Annotated in this window: 16 protein-coding genes and 1 CRISPR repeat array; of the genes, 4 read left to right on the forward strand and 12 right to left on the reverse strand. The window is 40.0% G+C overall.

All coding sequences use genetic code 11. The features are described from left to right. The first annotated feature begins 510 nt into the window (after positions 1 to 510). On the forward strand, positions 511 to 1854 hold the full coding sequence (locus B3R63_RS10370; RefSeq protein ID WP_075040729.1) for an MFS transporter: 1344 nt from the start codon (positions 511 to 513) through the stop codon (positions 1852 to 1854). Between the two features lie 71 nt (positions 1855 to 1925). On the opposite strand, the gene B3R63_RS10375 is transcribed toward B3R63_RS10370, so the two are convergent. After that, positions 1926 to 2912, reverse strand: a complete 987-nt coding sequence (locus B3R63_RS10375) for an AraC family transcriptional regulator (RefSeq protein ID WP_286730942.1) — start codon at positions 2910 to 2912, stop codon at positions 1926 to 1928. A 365-nt stretch (positions 2913 to 3277) separates the two neighbouring features. Here B3R63_RS10375 and B3R63_RS10380 point away from each other — a divergent pair, with 365 nt between their 5' ends. Beyond that, positions 3278 to 4066, forward strand: coding sequence for a DUF4198 domain-containing protein (locus B3R63_RS10380; protein WP_286730944.1), 789 nt, complete (start codon positions 3278 to 3280; stop codon positions 4064 to 4066). Between the two features lie 216 nt (positions 4067 to 4282). Then, the gene (locus B3R63_RS10385; protein WP_005026448.1) at positions 4283 to 5203 is read left to right on the forward strand and encodes a LysR family transcriptional regulator; all 921 of its coding nucleotides are present in this window, start codon (positions 4283 to 4285) and stop codon (positions 5201 to 5203) included. Between the two features lie 52 nt (positions 5204 to 5255). On the opposite strand, the gene madM is transcribed toward B3R63_RS10385, so the two are convergent. The 10 genes from madM to B3R63_RS10435 all read right to left on the reverse strand — a co-directional run bounded on the left by madM (position 5256) and on the right by B3R63_RS10435 (position 13464). Next, positions 5256 to 6017 (reverse strand): malonate transporter subunit MadM, encoded by a 762-nt coding sequence (madM, locus tag B3R63_RS10390; protein WP_005406226.1) that lies wholly within the window; start codon positions 6015 to 6017, stop codon positions 5256 to 5258. A gap of 36 nt (positions 6018 to 6053) precedes the next feature. Continuing rightward, positions 6054 to 6455, reverse strand: coding sequence for a malonate transporter subunit MadL (gene madL, locus B3R63_RS10395; RefSeq protein WP_005019786.1), 402 nt, complete (start codon positions 6453 to 6455; stop codon positions 6054 to 6056). A gap of 54 nt (positions 6456 to 6509) precedes the next feature. Continuing rightward, positions 6510 to 7436: a malonate decarboxylase subunit epsilon gene (gene mdcH, locus B3R63_RS10400; protein WP_286730949.1), complete on the reverse strand. Its 927-nt coding sequence runs from the start codon at positions 7434 to 7436 to the stop codon at positions 6510 to 6512. Position 7437: 1 nt separating this feature from the next. Next, positions 7438 to 8052 carry a malonate decarboxylase holo-ACP synthase gene (locus B3R63_RS10405; RefSeq protein ID WP_286730951.1) on the reverse strand — a complete coding sequence of 205 codons (615 nt, stop codon included), beginning with the start codon at positions 8050 to 8052 and terminating at the stop codon, positions 7438 to 7440. Then, positions 8049 to 8876, reverse strand: a complete 828-nt coding sequence (gene mdcE, locus B3R63_RS10410) for a biotin-independent malonate decarboxylase subunit gamma (protein ID WP_286730953.1) — start codon at positions 8874 to 8876, stop codon at positions 8049 to 8051. The genes B3R63_RS10405 and mdcE overlap by 4 nt, the downstream gene beginning before the upstream one ends. Next, positions 8873 to 9724 (reverse strand): biotin-independent malonate decarboxylase subunit beta, encoded by an 852-nt coding sequence (locus B3R63_RS10415; protein ID WP_286730955.1) that lies wholly within the window; start codon positions 9722 to 9724, stop codon positions 8873 to 8875. Before B3R63_RS10415 ends, mdcE begins: the two co-directional genes overlap by 4 nt. Then, on the reverse strand, positions 9714 to 10016 hold the full coding sequence (locus tag B3R63_RS10420) for a malonate decarboxylase subunit delta (protein WP_005019778.1): 303 nt from the start codon (positions 10014 to 10016) through the stop codon (positions 9714 to 9716). Before B3R63_RS10420 ends, B3R63_RS10415 begins: the two co-directional genes overlap by 11 nt. A gap of 2 nt (positions 10017 to 10018) precedes the next feature. Beyond that, on the reverse strand, positions 10019 to 10903 hold the full coding sequence (locus B3R63_RS10425; protein WP_286730958.1) for a triphosphoribosyl-dephospho-CoA synthase: 885 nt from the start codon (positions 10901 to 10903) through the stop codon (positions 10019 to 10021). Next, complete coding sequence (gene mdcA, locus B3R63_RS10430; RefSeq protein ID WP_286730960.1) at positions 10903 to 12582, reverse strand: malonate decarboxylase subunit alpha; 1680 nt, start codon at positions 12580 to 12582, stop codon at positions 10903 to 10905. The genes B3R63_RS10425 and mdcA overlap by 1 nt, the downstream gene beginning before the upstream one ends. A 453-nt stretch (positions 12583 to 13035) precedes the next feature. Continuing rightward, the gene (locus tag B3R63_RS10435) at positions 13036 to 13464 is read right to left on the reverse strand and encodes a PACE efflux transporter (protein WP_286730962.1); all 429 of its coding nucleotides are present in this window, start codon (positions 13462 to 13464) and stop codon (positions 13036 to 13038) included. 96 nt (positions 13465 to 13560) lie between these two features. On the opposite strand from B3R63_RS10435, the gene B3R63_RS10440 reads away from it, so the two are divergent. Then, entirely contained in the window at positions 13561 to 14451 is an 891-nt protein-coding gene (locus B3R63_RS10440; protein ID WP_286730964.1) for a LysR family transcriptional regulator, read from the forward strand. A 64-nt stretch (positions 14452 to 14515) separates the two neighbouring features. Here B3R63_RS10440 and cas3f read toward each other — a convergent pair whose 3' ends face one another. Beyond that, on the reverse strand, positions 14516 to 17752 hold the full coding sequence (gene cas3f, locus B3R63_RS10445; protein ID WP_286730965.1) for a type I-F CRISPR-associated helicase Cas3f: 3237 nt from the start codon (positions 17750 to 17752) through the stop codon (positions 14516 to 14518). Positions 17753 to 17876: 124 nt separating this feature from the next. Then, a CRISPR array of direct repeats spans positions 17877 to 18204; the repeat unit is 28 nt; unit sequence TTTCTAAATCATCTATGCGATGACAAAC. Positions 18205 to 18256: the final 52 nt, after the last annotated feature.

Raw genomic sequence — 18256 nt, forward strand, 5'->3', positions numbered from 1 at the left:
CTTCTAGCGAAGTTGAACGACGACGTGTAGCTGCTTAATATCTTCATCTGAGCCAGAAATTCTGGCTCAGATCTTTTTCCTTTTAAAAATACTTATATTTCAATTTTCAATTAATTCAGGTTTTTACCTTAAATTATATGTTTACTTTATTTTTTAACTCATAAACATCACCCGATAAAACAATATGGAAAAAACGGATGAATATCAGGATTTATTGGATAGTGAAATATGGTTAAAAAGAGTTCAATTGGAAAGAGCGTTTATAGCTATATCCTGTAATGAGCTAAAAACATTTAGTCAGTTTACAGGAGATTGAACAAATCACTGGCAACAAGATTTAAGCGTTATTGATCTGTAATGGTCAAGGTGTTGGGGCAGTCTCAATAATGGGACTGATAAAAATAATCGAATTCTATTTTTTAATACATTGTATAGAAATTTTGATCTGTACCGCATGAACCAGATTCAACAATTTGAGTGTCATCATTTTATATTTTGAAAGGAATCAGTATGAAGACAATAGATGCAAATACTGTAATTAACCGTGAAAAACTTTCACCCTTGCAATGGGTCGTATTCACTCTGGGTTTTCTGGTCTTCTTTTGCGATGGATTAGATACTGGCATTATTGGTTTTATCGCACCCGCATTACTGGATGACTGGGGCATTAGTAAACCACAGCTGGCGCCTGTATTAAGTGCAGCATTAGTCGGTATGTCAATTGGTGCCATTATTTCTGGTCCAATGGCAGATAAATTTGGACGTAAAGGAATAATTGTATTGACCACTTTACTGTTCGGGATTTTTACCGTGCTATGTGGCTTTGCCAGCACTACTCAGGAACTAATGATTTATCGTTTCATTACTGGTGTGGGTTTAGGAGCAGCCATGCCAAATATTAGTACGATTGTATCTGAATACATGCCCGTTAAACGTAAAGCCTTTTTAACCGGTCTGGCTGGTTGCGGTTTTATGCTGGGTATTTCCTGTGGTGGGGTACTTTCTGCTTATTTGCTCGAAAGCTTAGGCTGGGCTAAAGTAATTATTATTGGGGGAGCTATTCCTCTTATTCTTGTTGCATTTCTTCTATTCAAGCTTCCTGAGTCCACTCAATACTTAATCAAACGTAACCAGCAGCAAAAAGCACAAAATATTCTGGAAAATATTCAGGGCCAACGTTTCGCTGAACCTGTCAAACTGGTGCTCACTCAAGCTGAAAACCAGAGCAGTGAAAGTCCAGTCAAACTGGTGTTAGGTAAATATCTTTGGGGCTCTAGCATGTTATGGCTTTGCTGTTTCATGAGTTTGCTGGTGTTTTACCTGTTAACCAGCTGGATGCCAACCATCTTGAAAACAGCCGGTTTTACTACACAACAGTTCAGTCTGATTGCAGCCATCTTCCCGTTCGGGGGAGTCATTGGTGCAACACTTATGGGCTGGTACATGGACAAGTTGAATCCAACCACTGTTATTAAATACTCATATTTGAGCGCATTTGCCTTACTGATTATTGCCGGTCTGGTCAGTTCAAATATCTTACTGCTTGGCATCACCATCTTTCTGATTGGTGCATTACTGGCAGGTGCACAGTCTTCTCTGCTTCCACTCTCGGCAATCTTTTATCCTACCGCCTGCCGTGCCGTGGGAGTTTCCTGGATGCATGGGATTGGACGTATCGGTGCAATTTTAGGTGCTTTCTTCGGTTCTCTGATCTTTACATTTAACCTGAGCCTGAGCGGTATCTTCTTTATTCTGGCAATTCCAACCTTTATTTCTTTTATCGCTTTAAGTTTAAAAGTCATGCAGGAAAAAGCAAAAACCAGACAGGCATTAAAACTGGAAGGTTCTGTCTAGAGTATAAAAATTACAAATAAAAGCTGATTTAGATTTTTATCTAAATCAGCTTTTTTATAGCTGCCAGAAGCTTATAAAATTCTGGACCTTGTCTCACTCGGATTTTCACCAAATTCTTCACGATATTCCTGAGAAAAACGACTTAAATGGTTGAATCCCCAATCATAGGCAAGCTTAGAAATCGAAAGTTTTCTGTGATGATCTGAACTACTTAAAATTTTATAGATTTGCTGTAAACGGTATTTACGCAAATAAGACATCGGGCTGGTTCCGTAGTAATACTGGAATTCTTCATATAATTTGGATTTTGATACACCAGCTAAACGCTGTAAATCATCAGCACAAATTTCTTCATGGGCATGTGCCACAATAAAATTCCGAACTTTACTAATATAAGAAGGCTCCCGCTGCTGAGACAGCTCCTTCAATGCATGAGAATAATTATTTTCCTGCGATAATAGCAGCGCCTTGATCACAAAATTTTCATAATCTTCAGACAGCATCTGTAAACCATAAAAACCTGTATATTGAGACTTAAGCTGTAAAAAGTTCTGTATATTTTTCCACCATACTTCAATAAGCTGGCCCGAATCCAGACACATTTCAGGATTAAAAATAACAGGCTGCTCAACTTTTCTATTCAAAAGGTCTGCGAGTACCATTTGCAGGCTCTGTTCCGGAATTACTACCTGAATTTTTTTACAGTCTTTATCTATGACCAGGTCCTGTAACTCTGCATTTGAAACAATTAACCCTTTTGTCTCATGCGAAAGATATTTTGCCCCATGTACATCCAATGCCTGTTTACCATGAATCGGTAAACTGATGCTATAAGCTCTCAGCTTAGAAATATTAATTGCAACGTTGGCACCATAGCTGATGGTACCAATGGCCATATGTTTATGAGGCAATCTTAAACCGTCATAATGAAAATCAAGAGTATCGCGACATGTTGTATCTAAACGGTGCTCTCCACAGATTTGGGACATCAAGCTTTGCGCAAAGTCAGCTTTACGAGAATAATGATTCAAATCCATCTGTTGGCTGAGTGATTCCATATCCATTCACCTAGCTAAAAACATACTTGTTTTTTAAGCAATTCCTGTACCAGCTTTAATAAAGCTGATTAATTCACTCTACATTATCTGACCCATAAAATAAAACTAATTTTTAGATTTAATTAAAATTATTATGATACTTTTAAAGTATAAATTAATATTATAAAAGCATAGTTTTAATAGAAAAATTATAACTAAAATCAAATATATAATTATCTAGATGAAATTTAATAGTGATTCAAAGTTAATAACTTTTATAATCATTTTTAATAGTTTTACCAGCTCACAGGTTAGACAGTATAAATTATGAAATAAGAATCATTTTCATATATACTTTATATTCAAAAACCCTTGATAAGCTTAAAATGAAAAACTATATTTTTTTAGTCGCCCTGATACCCAGCACTGTATTCGCACATGAACCTTATGTAGCGCCTCTAGCATTTGTCACTGAAAACACTCAAATACCTGTGATTTCCGGTTATGCGGAGGTTCCTTTTGCCAGTGAATATGCTTTAAAAGATGTGGTCTTTCATATTACTCAACCAGATCAAAGTCAAACGACTGTTACCCCGAATACTCAATTAAAATCGGCAACTGTTTTTGACTTAGCTTTAGAACTTGACGGAACATACTATATCTCGTCAAAAGTCTCCTATCCGCTGCAATATGCGCTTTATAATAAAGAATGGAAGATTTTTTATGATACAACAGAAGGAAAAGAAAAAAGTATTGCTGAGCGGGACTATGTTATTCCTGGTGATTTCAAGAAAACACCTCAATTAAAAAATGTGACTCGTGAATGGAGTATTGAAACATATCTCTCGAAAAACAAACTGACTGAAGTTAAAGAAAAAATAGATTTTCCCCTCCAAGTCAAGTTTTCCAGTCATCCGAATAATATTAAGGCAGGACATCCTATAAGCTTAGCAGTTTCAAAAAATAATAAGCTTTTAACTAAAGCAGAAATAGTAATAAAGGAAAAAGGTCAAAGTGAACAAAATACAAAAACTGTTCTGACCGATTTAAAAGGTAGAGCAAATCTGACGTTTCCAGCCGCAGGACAATACCTGCTTGAGATAACAGAAACTCAAAATCCTAAAGCGGAGCCGGTTAACCAGTACTATAAAATTATTTCTTTATCAGTAAACTAATTTGCAAACCCGCTTAAGGCTAAACTGGATCAGTTAAAATTGCCCGGTTTAGCCTTGAATAGATTATTCTTTTATGCGTGTTTATTAATTTTAATTAGATAGTGCATCAGTTTATATATAAATTTTTGAAATGAAGCTTTTATTCAATATCATTTTCCATACAAATCATTATGATAAAAAAGCTGGATGTCTTGAATACTGGAAATAACAGAAGATATGGAAATTGATGAAGAGCTCACTCTAAAAAAAATACAGATATTTCTCATGTTCATGCGCTATGGAAATTTGTCGAAAACTGCAGCAGAAATGCAGATTAGTACGGTTAGCGTACACAAAGCACTGCATTCTCTGGAAAGTGCGCTACGTTGTCCGTTATTTAAAAATGAAGGCCGTAACCTGATTCCCTTAAAAAGTGCTTATGTACTGCAAGAGCATTCACAAAAACTTGTTCAGGATATGATCACCACTGTAAATAAAACCCGTGAAGCCGCAGGGTTTGCAGCCAAAGTCCTGCATTTGGGTTCACTCTATTCACTTACAGTAAATACCATACCAAATGTGATTAGCGGTTTAAAATTACGACGCGGCGAACTTGATATTCAGCTTCTGCTCAGTTCCAATCTGGATCTGGTAAAAAAATTAAAATCTACCGAGCTGGATGCAATTATTGTGGCTCTCAATGACACCACAGATGATCTGGATTTTGAACGGCTACCTATGTTTCAGGACAGTATTTACCTGGCTGTAAATAAAAACTCTTTGCTCGCCGAAGAACATGAAATTGATCTGAGTTTACTTAAAGATGAGACATTCCTGACACTTTCAAAAGGTTTCGCAACCCGCAATGATAGTGATACAGTCTTTGAGAAGGCAGGAATTGATCCAAAAGTTTTTTTACAGGTTAGTGATATTTTTACTTTAATCAGCATGGTGAGTAGTGGTGTTGGTCTTGCACTGCTCCCCGGCCGTATTTCATCTATTTATGAAAGCTCGGTCCGTCTTATTCCTTTACAGGCGAAGTACCAGATTAAGCAGGAAATAGGTCTGGTCTTTCTTAAAAGTAAAGAACGTGATCCGAATCTTTTGGCCTTGATTGCAGAATGCCGGATGTTTGCCCAGCAGTATCTGCTTGAATAATTGAGCAACAGAGTTGATTTCAGCTATTGCTCATTTGAGGGTGTTAACAGTTTTAGCCAAAAAGAGCATTTATTGTCAGGAAAAATACAGAAGGTCCAAGCAGACATCCCAGTCCTGTATAAAAAGTTGCAACCAGCGCACCATAAGGCACCAGACGAACATCTGTTCCAGCAAGGCCTGCTGCAGTACCGCTGGTGGTACCTGCAAGGCCGCCAAAAACCATGGCTGAGCGCGGGCTTTTCAGGTACATAAATTTTGCAAGTAAAGGAGTACCGACCATAAAGAAGACAGATTTGATCAGGCCAATTGCGATAGACAATGCAATAACTTCAGAACTGGCACCAATGGCCGTACCGGTAATCGGGCCTACAATATAAGTCATTGCGCCAGCTCCGATAGTCGTCATTGAAACAGGGTCTTTATATCCCATTACCCAGGCAATCATAGCACCAATTATAAAAGGCACTACACAGCCCAGTAATAGGGCAACAAAACCGATTTTCCCAGCTTTTTTCACTTCTTTTACATCAACTTCAAATGCTGTTGAAGCAATGGCAAGATCCCGAATCATGGCCCCACCCAGCAAGGCAAAACCTGAGAAAACTGCAATATCTGAAATTCCTTTCGTACCCTGCGTATATACACCAGCAAAGTAGGCGACGACCAGCCCTAACGTAATAGCGATAGCCGAGCTCTGCAGCTTACCTTTAGTCAGATATTTTGAAAGCAGATGGGAGACAAACATCATCAGCCCTGTCACTGCAAGCGCAGTGACTAGCGCATTTTTACTTAAAACCGCAATAAGTGCATCCATAATTTTTCCTTTTTAGTCCATTAATTCTGATTATTATTAGGCAGTCTTTTCTTCGGCTTCGATAGACCAGCTATAAGTTTCGTAATCACCACTCATACGGTTTAGGTAACGAATCACAAATACTGTGCCTATTAAGGAAGTCACCGCAACGATGATACCCACCATTCCGCCAGACAATGCAGCAACTACATTCTGGCCTGCCGACATTGCGACCACGATAGGAATATACATTCCTGACCAGTACAGCACTCCAAACTGGGTTACTTGAGGCAAATATCCCTTTTTCATCAAGATTTCTTTGGCCAGAATTAACAGGATCATGGAAATGGCAACACCGCCCACATTAGCCTTTACACCCAACAGCAGGCCTAAAGTATTTCCAAGATAATCACCTAACAGATGGCAGATTGCCAGAATTGCTGTTCCATATATAATCATTTTAAATTCCTCTATCCATTGAGCTACATCATATTGTTTTAACTAGATTTTACTTCAGCTTATCTGCTCTTTTTGCATTGCAGTGATCAAACTGTCCAGTTGAGTATTCTGAAAACATAAAACTGAACCCTCTTTAAATATTTTTCGTGCCAAGCCGGTCAGCACAGTGCCGGGTAAAGCTTCAATATGTAATCTGACTCCTCTTTCCCAAGCAGCCTGGACCGTACTCTCCCAGTCAATCATCCGGCTCATATTAAAAGTAAGGTCATCAAGTATCTGGACATCTGTTCGCAGTAAACGTGCAGAGGTACCACTTAAATATTTAATTTTAGGTTGTGCGGAAGCTACTCCTTTTACATCGATATTTAGCTGTCTGGCCTGCGGTTCAAGCAATATACAGTGTGAAGGAACACTAACCGCCAGACGTTTTACGATTGCGCCGTCCAGACGTGCAAGGCTGGAAACCTGCTGCATTGCTTCATCTGAACCTGAAATGACTATCTGATTGCTGGCATTGATATTGGCTATGTATATATCTGGGGTTTCTATACGAACCTGTGATATCCATTGTTCAACCCTCATACGATCTGTGCCGATCACTGCTGTCATGCCATATCCTTGCGGATAGGCCTGTTGCATTAGCTCACCTCGTCTGGCCACAAGTTTTAAACCATCTTCGAAACTGATTACACCGGCGACGGTCGCTGCTGCCCATGCTCCAATTGATAAACCGGCCACGTAGTCTGGATAAATATTCTGTTCAGTTAGAAGAGCAGAACTAATTATGCCCGACAGATATAAACATAACTGAACTGCATAAGTTGATCTGAGATTTTCAGGTTGATCCAGTCGCAGCACATCCTGTTTTAAAACGTCAGACGCCTGTTCAAGATACTGTTTCACCAGTTTATGGGTTGACAGCTCATGTAACATATTGACTTTTTGGGCGCCCTGACCCGGATATACCCAGATCGAACTCATACTAAGCTCCTTCCAGTTTCCAAGGGTTGAGCACTAAAACAGCCCCATCTTGATGTTTTAGTAAAATACTTCCTGCTGCTTGTGCCCATTCCCTTAATGCGATGCCACCTGAAGGGGTCTGAAGCTGTACATCTATTTTGAGTTTAAAGGCATCGAGCTGCTGTAAAATAGTTCGTGCCTGCTCTTTTTCCATTAAGCACTCTGCACGTATTAACAGGTCTATATCACTCTGTTCTGTCACTGTTCTCAGACCGGTTGCCAGTTCAAAGCCTGTACTACCGGTATAACCCCAAGGTAAGCCAATACTTTCCATAACCTGCCCTACCAGTTCCAGGCTTTTCTGGAGATGGGGAAACTCGGCAAGGTCTGTTTTCACCAGCGCCTCAGGCTTGATATGTTGGGTAATCGCCTGAACAGGCATCTCGGTGGCATAGCGTAGGCTACGGCATTTCCCACGAATACCGACTGCAATTACAGCAGAACGGGTAGATGCACGGCGTATCACCACCGGCACTTCCTGTGACAATTCATGTGCTACCCACTCAGGCGCATCTTGCGGTAACATAGCCGGCGTCATTCCCCACAGCAAGTCATGTGGCTGCAGCTGAGTATTCATGACCATTGCTCACATAATAATTCACGTACCTGTTTAGAGGCTTTACGATTTTCTGCATTCAAACGGTGTTTAAGGTCAGTCGTGCCCTGTTGCCTAATATTGATAAATGCATGAACCAGAGCCTGCTGGACATTAAACATGTCCTGGCCGCTAGGCTGGTCTGCATCACTGACTTCCAGCATGTCAGACAGTAATCCTAATGTGTTGTAGCTTTCAATGTCATACGCCATTGGTGGAATATTGGCAGCCAGTTTCTCCAGCTCGTCTACTGTACGTAATGTCACACGAGCAGCAGATTCCTTGCCCATGGCATGTACCATCACGCCAGAATCCTTTAGTGCTAAAATCCGGTTTGCCTGATAGCCATGAGCCAGAAAAGCACCCGACATTGATTTTCCGACCAGTAGGCTGACTACCGGATGTCCAGCCAGACGTGCACGTACATAACTGTCTACTGCACCGGCCAAAGCCTGATGTATCCCCAGCAATTCTTCACGACGCCCATAAGCCTGACTCGGCACATCGACAATACATAAAATTGCACGCTTATCTTTTTTTCCTTCATCGAATTGAATAAGTTGATCTACAGCTTTTGCCAGTGACCATCCTTCAAGGAGTCCTACCTCGCCTTTGCGTGCCCGTGGAAAGTGATTATGAATATCCGGTACAACTGCAAATACCCGCAACATCTGCCCGTCTATTTGTCCATCGGCAACCAGCAGAGAATGAATACCAGTTTCAATTCTCTGGAAACCTCGGGTTAAAATTTCAAACCAGTGTTTACCCCGAACTGAAAACTTGATGGCGTTTATGTCCATATTCATGTCTGTTCTCCCTGATACAACGCTTGCACCTGAACAGGCAATAATTGTTCTGATGTATCTATTTGACTGAGTTTGGGCAGATAAAAAGAATAGTCTGAACTGCGATGCAGTTGAGGTATACCCTGCTGCATATAGCCAATCACCTGTTGTTTCATTTGTTCTCGGTCATCTTGTACATAAGCATCGACCAAGCCACTGGCAAAGCGCTGAGCCCCTCCGGTAATACTCCAGATAAAAGGACGGTCTTTAGCGTCATATTCCTGTATACCTGCTTCCTGTTCAATTACCTGTGGTCCGTTTAACCCAAGACGACCTTCCTGTGTCATGATCAGGTAACTGCATAATCCTGCTGCAATTGACATTCCACCGAAGCAACCCACACTTCCTGCAATAATTCCAATCACAGGTCGGTATTGTCTAAGCTCAACAATTGCCGCCTGAATTTCTGCAATAGCAGCCAGACCCAAGTTAGCCTCCTGCAAACGTACTCCACCAGTTTCTAGCAGTAAAATAGCGGTGGTCGGAATTCCCTGACGGTTATCTTCGATTGCCATTTCAAGTGCGCCAGCAATTTTGGCACCGCCGATTTCCCCAAGACTTCCTCCCTGAAATACACCCTCAATTGAGATGACAACAGTAGGTTGCTGCTGGATCAATCCTTTGATAATTACAACGCCATCATCGGCCTGTGGTACAATATTTTGCTTAGGGAGCCACGGCGACATAATTCGTGCAAATGGATCAAGCAGTTCACGCCCGCTGTTCGGGTCCAGAAATGACCAAGCACGTTCACGGGCATTTAATTCAATAAAGCTCTGCTGTTCTAGTAGTTTATTTTTATCCGGCATTTTCTATCTCCTCAAAGGCCTGTTCCAGCCTTAAACGAACAACTCCCGGTGTCGCTCCAAAATCGTGGATATCAATATTGACTGCTGGCGGAAGCTGGCTGGTAAATACCCGTTCAAACAGGTTATTCCAACGCTGACTGCTGCCATCTACTGAAGTTGTTACCCTGACTTTAAGCTTTCTTTCTGAACCGGGTTCCATCAGGATTTCCAGGTCTCCTGAACCTACACAGCCAACTACAATAGATTTTTGAGGTACTTTTCCCGCATTAAATTCAAAATTTAATATTTCCATACTTAGTCATCCTTTAATATTTTATGGTCCATTCTGCTTATGCTATCCAGAAACAGTAAGGCTGCCAGTAAATCTGCTGCTCCCCCGGCCGACGCTCTAATGGCCAGTAAATCATGTTCTAGCTGTTGTAAAGCCTGCTGTCCTTTTAAGGTAGAACTTCCTCCTGAGGCCAGAACATATTTTGCACCGTCCTGCATCTCTTCTAGCCCGGAAAGGCCAGCCCGATAAATGACACAGGTATCTGTAAGCTGTGACATCATGGCAAGCAAGCTATCAAGCAGTGCATGACTTTCACTTATGCTTTTACTACGGCTCAGGCATAATTGCGGCCAACCGTACTGAACTATTACTGGAAAACCTTGCTGGGCCTGCTGTTTGGCACCATTTATGCCATATTGCTGCCGGATTTTCTGGCCATGTGTTAATGCCTGTACTGGAATGAACCGGTCTTCCAGACAGGCAATTTTTCCGGCAAGCCTGCATAAGTCAGGTACCGTTAGTCTTTTCTGCTTTTCAAGAGTAAGCGCTGTAGCAGTGACCATTAATCCAAGTGACCAGATTGCACCACGATGCGTATTAATGCCTTGAGTTACCTGCAGCATTTGCTTCTCGCCTCGACGCCCAATATGACCAATTTCTTCTCTTAATGCCTGACAGACAGTTCCATATTTCTCTGCGACCTGAGCCATTGCCTTAAACATGGGAAACAGGCTTTGTGCCGAATGCTCCATCAGCTCAAGACTAAGGTCATCATGTGCACCACTACCACGCTGGTCGACTAGTGCCGGCTTAGGAGTCAAATTTACTTCATCTAGTAATGCCTGGACGGCAAATTCAGCCAGCCGCTCGGCCACAGTTAAAGAAGTTCCGGTTAAAACAGCCATCATTACCAGCTCCTGAATTTTGCAGGTGGTTGATATAAGCCATCTGACCAGGACACAAGCTCTGCAATATTTTTGGCAGCCAGTAATTCGCGTGTTGCATCAGTACGGCGTATCCCTAGGTCTTCTGGAAAGACCACCAGACCTTCCTGACGCAGGCGTTCAGTTGTTTTAGGGTTATGATTAAGACCTATATCAGTTACACCCGCAACCGCTGCAATCATCTCTTCTCGTTCTTGCATACTGCGGGCTTTATATAGGTAGGCAATTCCTTCCTCAGTGAGTAAATGGGTTACATCGTCACCATAAATCATGATAGGTGCCAGTGCCATACCAGCCTTTTGAGCTACACCTACTGCATCAAGCGTATTTACAAAAGTAGGTTTTCCGCCTTCCTGAAAGGTTTCTACCATCTGTACAACCAGTTTCTTGCCACGAGCGAGATAAGTATCTGTATCAGTTTGATCTGTGGTCCGCATGTCCAGCCAGGCAGGTGTGGCATGTCTGCGTCCACGAGGGTCATGGCCCATATTGGGCGCTCCACCAAAACCGGCAAGTCGGCCTTTAGTAACTGTGGAAGAGTTCCCGCTTCCATCTACCTGAAGCGTTGCTCCAATAAACAGATCTACTGCGTACTGTCCAGCCAACTGGCACATCATACGGTTAGAACGTAATGAGCCATCTCGACCGGTAAAAAATACATCAGGGCGGGCAGCAATATATTTTTCCATGCCTAGCTCGGTCCCGAAGCAATGCACACTTTCCACCCAACCAGTTTCAATGGCAGGTATTAATGTCGGGTGCGGATTGAGTGTCCAGTTGCGGCAAATCTTGCCTTTTAAACCCAGGGATTCGCCATAAGTAGGTAAAATCAGTTCAATCGCTGCTGTGTTAAAACCGATCCCATGATTTAAAGATTGCACTTGATGACGTTCATAAATACCGCGGATCGCCATCATAGCCATCAATACATGTACAGGCTTGATGTGTTTCGGATCACGTGTAAATAAAGGTTCGATATAAAATGGTTTATCTGCTACCACGACAAAATCTACCCATGAAGCAGGAATATCAACCCGCGGTAAATCTGTAACATCATCAACCAGTTCATTTACCTGGACTATTACAATACCGTCACTAAAAGCAGCAGGTTCTATTAAAGCTGGAGAATCTTCTGTACTTGGGCCGGTATAGATATTACCCTGCCGGTCTGCCATAAAACCTGCTGAAAGTACAACGTTGGGAATAAGGTCAACCAGTAACCGTGAATAGAGTTCAATATAAGTATGAATGGCTCCAACTTCGAGCAGCCCGTCTTCAATTAATTGACTGATTCTAAGACTTTGTGTTCCTGCAAAAGAAAAGTCCAGCTTGCGGGCAATACCTTTTTCAAACAGATCCAGATGTTCCGGGCGCCCAACGCTCGGCATAATCATATGCAGATCATGCAGAATTTCCGGATTGACTTGTATCAGTGAACGAGATAGAAAATCTGCCTGTTTCTGGTTATTTCCTTCCAGAACTACTTTGTCGCCTGGTGTAATCAATATTTCTAATACTTTTATAATATCTTCTGCCGGAATAATGCAGCCATCGGCATATTTTGCAGCCATTTCCAGTTTGAGTTGTTTTGCATGTCGACATTTTGTCCATATACGTTCTTTATTCTGAACCGAACCTTCCATGAGGCTTTCCTTAATACTTATCTCCTGACCTATAAAACTCTTTTTAATATGCAGGATCAATCAACCTGAAAGCAGAATCATTAACCTAGAGTTAATGATTCAAAACTGCTTTGGAGTGGCATGTTAAAAAGTCTAATTAAGAGGAGGTAGTTAAGTACTATTACTAGGCATATAATTCTTTTTCAGTTTCTCAATTATTTTTTATATAAAATAAATTTTTAATTTAGTATATTTCATTATTTATAGTATTAATTAAAACATTAAATTAGTTTTAAATATAATCTTCCTATGTTTTTATAATATCATGATAAATCAATAATACTTTATCTCATAAAATATTATTTTATTAAAATCAAAAAATTATTTAATTTACAATATAGAAAATATACTTCTATTCTGTATATTTTCTATAGATCAGAAAAATCCTCAATACTATATTTTAATAAAATCTATTTAGCTACAGGTTGTAGCAGAAAGCGGTACACCAAATAATTGATCAAAAATCCAGTTAAAGGTAAAAGTATAAAAAGGAATAATAACAATTAAAGAAGCATCTAAAATAAATGCTTTGAGTAATGTAATTTCCATCCACCAGGCAATAAGAGGAATCAGAAAAATTATTAGGGTGAGCTGAAACCCTATTGCATGGGCTATACGCCGTTTCACAGTACGGGTACGTATCGTTTGACGTCTTTCCCATCCTTCGAACATCAGGTTATATACCAGATTCCAAAGTGCAGCCATACTGGTCACTAAAATTGCTAGAGGTCCAGTATGGCTTAATGTGCTGCCAGTCAATAAAGCGAAACATAGCGAAGAAATTCCCATTCCGATGATTTCATAGCTAGTGATATAGATTACTCGACGTTTCATTCCTTGCATGAATGAGATTACCTGAACAAATTGATAAGATTCCCTATTTTAATTTCAGTTAGAATTATTGATAAAGTTAATAGCTTTCAGTTGAACTGATAACAAATGAATTTTAGTAGTGAAAATATTGAATTATTTCTTGCTGTTCTTGATGCAGGCTCTTTTTCTGCGGCCGCACGAAATTTACGCAGGGTTCCGTCGGCAGTAAGCATGGGTATAGCCAACCTAGAGGCAGAATTAGAACTAACACTTTTTGAAAGAACTCCACGCAAGGTTATTCCTACAGCTACGGCGCTGGCATTAGTACCCCAAGCCAGAATGATTTCAGAGCAACTTAAGCAGATGACGAAGCATGCATGTGAATTATCTTTAGGCTTGGAGAATATTTTAAAAATAGGTATCGTTTCTGATGTAAATAACCGGAAGCTCTTGCTGGCTATACAAAAAATTGCCTCAAGATATCCCCTGCTTCATATTGAAGTTATTACAGCGCCACAGGATGATATTCTGCATATGCTTTATGCAGAACAGATCAGTATCTGTCTGGCCAGTTCCGGTCAAAATATTAAGATGCAGGAATATTTGCAGCTTGTTACTACAGAGACAGTGGTAGCTACAATTTCAGCAAACCATGAATTGGTACATACAAATAAAGATGCAATTTTTATTGAAGATCTGATTAATGTACGGCAGATATTAGTTGCAAGTACCGAGCTAGACATAACAGATTTAAGGCCTGTGATAGGTGCTTCTTACTGGCGAACCAACCATCTACAGACAGCAATTGATATGGTGGAGATAGGCTTAGGCTGGGGTAACTTTCCTTTATCTCTGGTAAAAGATCTGATTGATACCGGCCGGCTAATCCAGTTAAATTTTAAAAATACACAGAATCAGCTCCCTATGCCGGTCTATTTGGTCTGGTTAAAAGATAAGGTACTTCCTAAAGCCTCTCGTGAATTAATAGAGCTGATCCGCGAAGACTGGTCAAAATAATCACTAGATTAGATTAAATAGGAAAATTTTTTCTTGAACCTTATCTTTTAAATATAAAATTAATCTACTTTGACATGATGCCAAAGCCATAATCATAAGACCAAATAGATACTGTATCTCTATTGTAAGGTGTTAAAGATAAACGGCAGCCTTGCTCATGGGCAATCTGGTACTCGTCACAGTAATCTTTCATTTGTTGGGGAGTGAGGGCTAACCATGCTTGCGGTTTAGCAGGAATTTCTTCGAATTTCACTTGGTCCCATACCAAACCATATTTCGGATATTTTAAGGTCTTCGTCGCTTTCGCATCAAAACCATATACTTGCTTTTTAACAGTTAAGCTATCAGTCCACTCAAACATATAGGTTTCTCGATAATTACGTTCACGTAAAGGCGTTAAATTATAAATATTCTCTGTCATGATACTGGCATCTACATCAGACCGAGAAAATAACTGATCTCCTTGATCATTAAAATAATTCTGGCAAAAACTTTTAATTTGTTGATCATCATATTTTGCAAATAAACAATTTAACTGATCAAAACGCAATCGGGCATTAATCACTAATTGAGATTGAGGATCCCAAGGCAAAAGCTCGCTTAAATCTTGAGATGAATAAGTTGATGTTACCGATGAACCATATCCTTCATAACCCGGATAAACAAATACGCGTCTGCGCTGTCTGGTTTGTTGCTTGTTTTTTTCAATATCTCGTTGTTCACAATAACGATAATTCCACTGTGGAATCATAATATTGGGTTGCTGTACTTTTTCCAATCGATGACGATTAACACGACCTGCTGTTTGTACAATGGATTGCACACTTGAGGCATCAATAATCGCCCAATCAAAATCATGATCTCGCCCGACTTCTTCTACTGGTGTCGCAACCATAATAAAGGGAATATTTAAAGAATTGGATTTTTGAATGAGATCAATCATTTCATCATCTTGCTCGATCTGCTCATTACCCGTTTTTCTTTTCTTACCGTCTTTATGACGTGTTAAAAGCTGATCTAAACGTTGCTCTTTATAAAATCTTGAAATAAGCCAGTCATTTGCATGATAACAAGCTACTTTTGCTTCAGGTAAATAATCTGATAAAAATTGGGCAAGTCGAATTGCATGTTTAATATTGGCAACCCGTATAAGCCCCAAAGAAATTTTCTTTTCGGTCTTTTTAAAATTCCATGCATGCGCTTGATGAAGTTGCTTCACTGCTTCTAATACTGACTGTTTCCACGATAAAATTGTAGTTTCAGGTAATGAAAGCAACTGAGCCAGTCGATGAGTCGGCTTAGAGCACAAGTGACTTTGCAAATCATCCAAATGTTTTTGATAATTTCCATTAAATTCTGATTTTTGATTAGACTGCTCTAACCAGATTTGTGGTTTAAGCTCATTATCAATAATCGCAATGATTGATTTTTTCTCGACTCCATATAGCGCCGCCCGCATCTGCATACCCGACTCAAAGGCTCGATGAATTGTTTTGGCAACGGTCAGTGATAAAGTTGCTGAAGAACAAATCACGTTCCGACCATACAAAGCAGCGAGCTGAACTAAACGTAAAACAGCAATCAATGCTTTGGGTTCATAGCCATCCACTTCATCTAAAATCAGGTCACTACTCATTATCCTAAGTAATGCTTTAACGTGATGACCTTGTCGATGCGGCTCACCGGCTGCAATCAGATAATCAATCGTTGACACCAGTAATGGTGAAGCAAGAATAGTCGTTTCCTTTTGATCTAAAACTTTACGTCCATTTTTTTCAACCGTAAATAATGGATGTAACCACTCAGGTAATTCACAGTCCTCGCCCCAAGCATCAAACATAGGCTCTGGTTGGTTTTCATCTTCATCCACGAACTCAATTTTCTCTTTACTTTGATCAAATAAAGTCTGAGTAACAGTATCACCAATAATCACGGCGATTTCATCTTCCGATAGATTCATCGATGTTTTAAGTGCATGCCCAGTCTGCAAAGTTAGAGAACGCAAATTAAGCGCAATCGCTAGTCTTGGGTCATCTGGTCGTAAAGTACAGGCGGCACGCAAATTCATACGGGTTTTACCGCTTCCTGTCCCTGCAATATTAAATACCAATGCCGATGTTTCAGGATGCTTCTGTATATTTTTTTGCAAAGCATTTGCTGCAATATTCTGCCATTGGAAACGTGTGTGAGTTGTTGGCTGGCAAATATATTCAACGGTTTGTTCAGATAGACCAGATAAACTCAAATCAGTCATCATTTGAACTGCGATTCGTGAAGCCCGATCTCCGACTTGGTGTAAATGCCATTCTAATGGCTGATCTTGTAATTTGGCTTTCTTGTCTTGGTCTATAGTTTTAAGCTTTGTATTTGCAAATAACAAAACATTTTCAGGCTTTTGCATAGAATATTGTTGTGCCGAAATAATGTGATCGGCATGAATCAGTGCTGCACGTGAATGTAGTGCTAAGGCTTTCCAGTACAAAAGCTGGTCTGTTTTTTGTTTTGGTATTAATGCAGTTAAACGCTGCATACGTTTTTGATGGCTTTTAAAAATAGAGTCTGGCAATTCACCTGCACAGCTCATTTGTTCAAGGCTTGGAACTAATGTACGCACATGATTTTCATAATGGGGTAATGCGAGTGGATCATCTTTTAAAGCTTCTTCCACGCCTAATAACCCATGATGTGTCACAACCAAATAATCGACTGCTTCTAATTCATTTTGGACTCCCTGTTCAATTTCTTGTCGATCACCTAAAGTAAATTTATCTAAACCTTTACCTAAATTCTTCCAGGCAAGCTGCCAGTCCCATCCATTTTTTCTGAGTTGTTGTAACAGTTTTAAAGACAGCCATTCATGTCGAATGTCATCTTTAATTTTTTGTCCCACCATTTCTGGACTTAATTTTTTCTGAAAATGTTGTGAAGCTTTACCAATATCATGCATGTCCCCTGCTGCACCCGCCAATAAGCTACTTACTTTGACCCATTCATCCAGCATCAGTAATTTTTGCTGTTTCTTGGTCGATGCAACCGGATAGGCACCGTCGTGTGCAAATTTATGTTTTGCTCCCACAACCCATGCAAGCTTCATTCTTCGCACACCAAAATTAATGTACGCAGCTACCGCAGTTTGTCGGGTTGCCACTTTTTTTAATGCACTACGAATTTCTTTTAAGCCATCCATGGTCATGGGTGCTTGCCAAGATGAATGTCCTGTACGAATCGCATAGCTATCCAAGATTGCTCTTGTTTTCTTTAAAGCTCTTTTTTCACAAGCGGAAATGAGAATGACATGCATAACTTATTATTAAAATTTAAATATAATAAAAATATATTCTTTTGTTTTAAAAAGAGACAGTCTGGATCCGCTTAATACTACCTTTTAACGACAAAATATGTCGTCTTAAATATTGAAATTAGATTTTTTAAATCATCTATGCGATGACAAACAATTAAGGTTCAAGATAACCAAGCAGCCGAAATTTCTAAATCATCTATGCGATGACAAACAGTCATAACCATCAAAAAGCTCTATCGACAAATTTCTAAATCATCTATGCGATGACAAACTTAAGAATGCCTGTTGGTAAAATTTCGGGTACTTTCTAAATCATCTATGCGATGACAAACACACCGATCCTGTTGCTGTGGGGTACACCGCTTTTCTAAATCATCTATGCGATGACAAACTCGCTATTTTCGATAATGGTGGAGTTTATGACTTTCTAAATCATCTATGCGATGACAAACGTACGTGGTACATATAACCATGCTCAACACCTTTTCTAAATCATCTATGCGA

The sequence above is a fragment of the Acinetobacter sp. UBA1297 genome, assembly GCF_002307755.1.
Taxonomy (GTDB): domain Bacteria; phylum Pseudomonadota; class Gammaproteobacteria; order Pseudomonadales; family Moraxellaceae; genus Acinetobacter; species Acinetobacter radioresistens.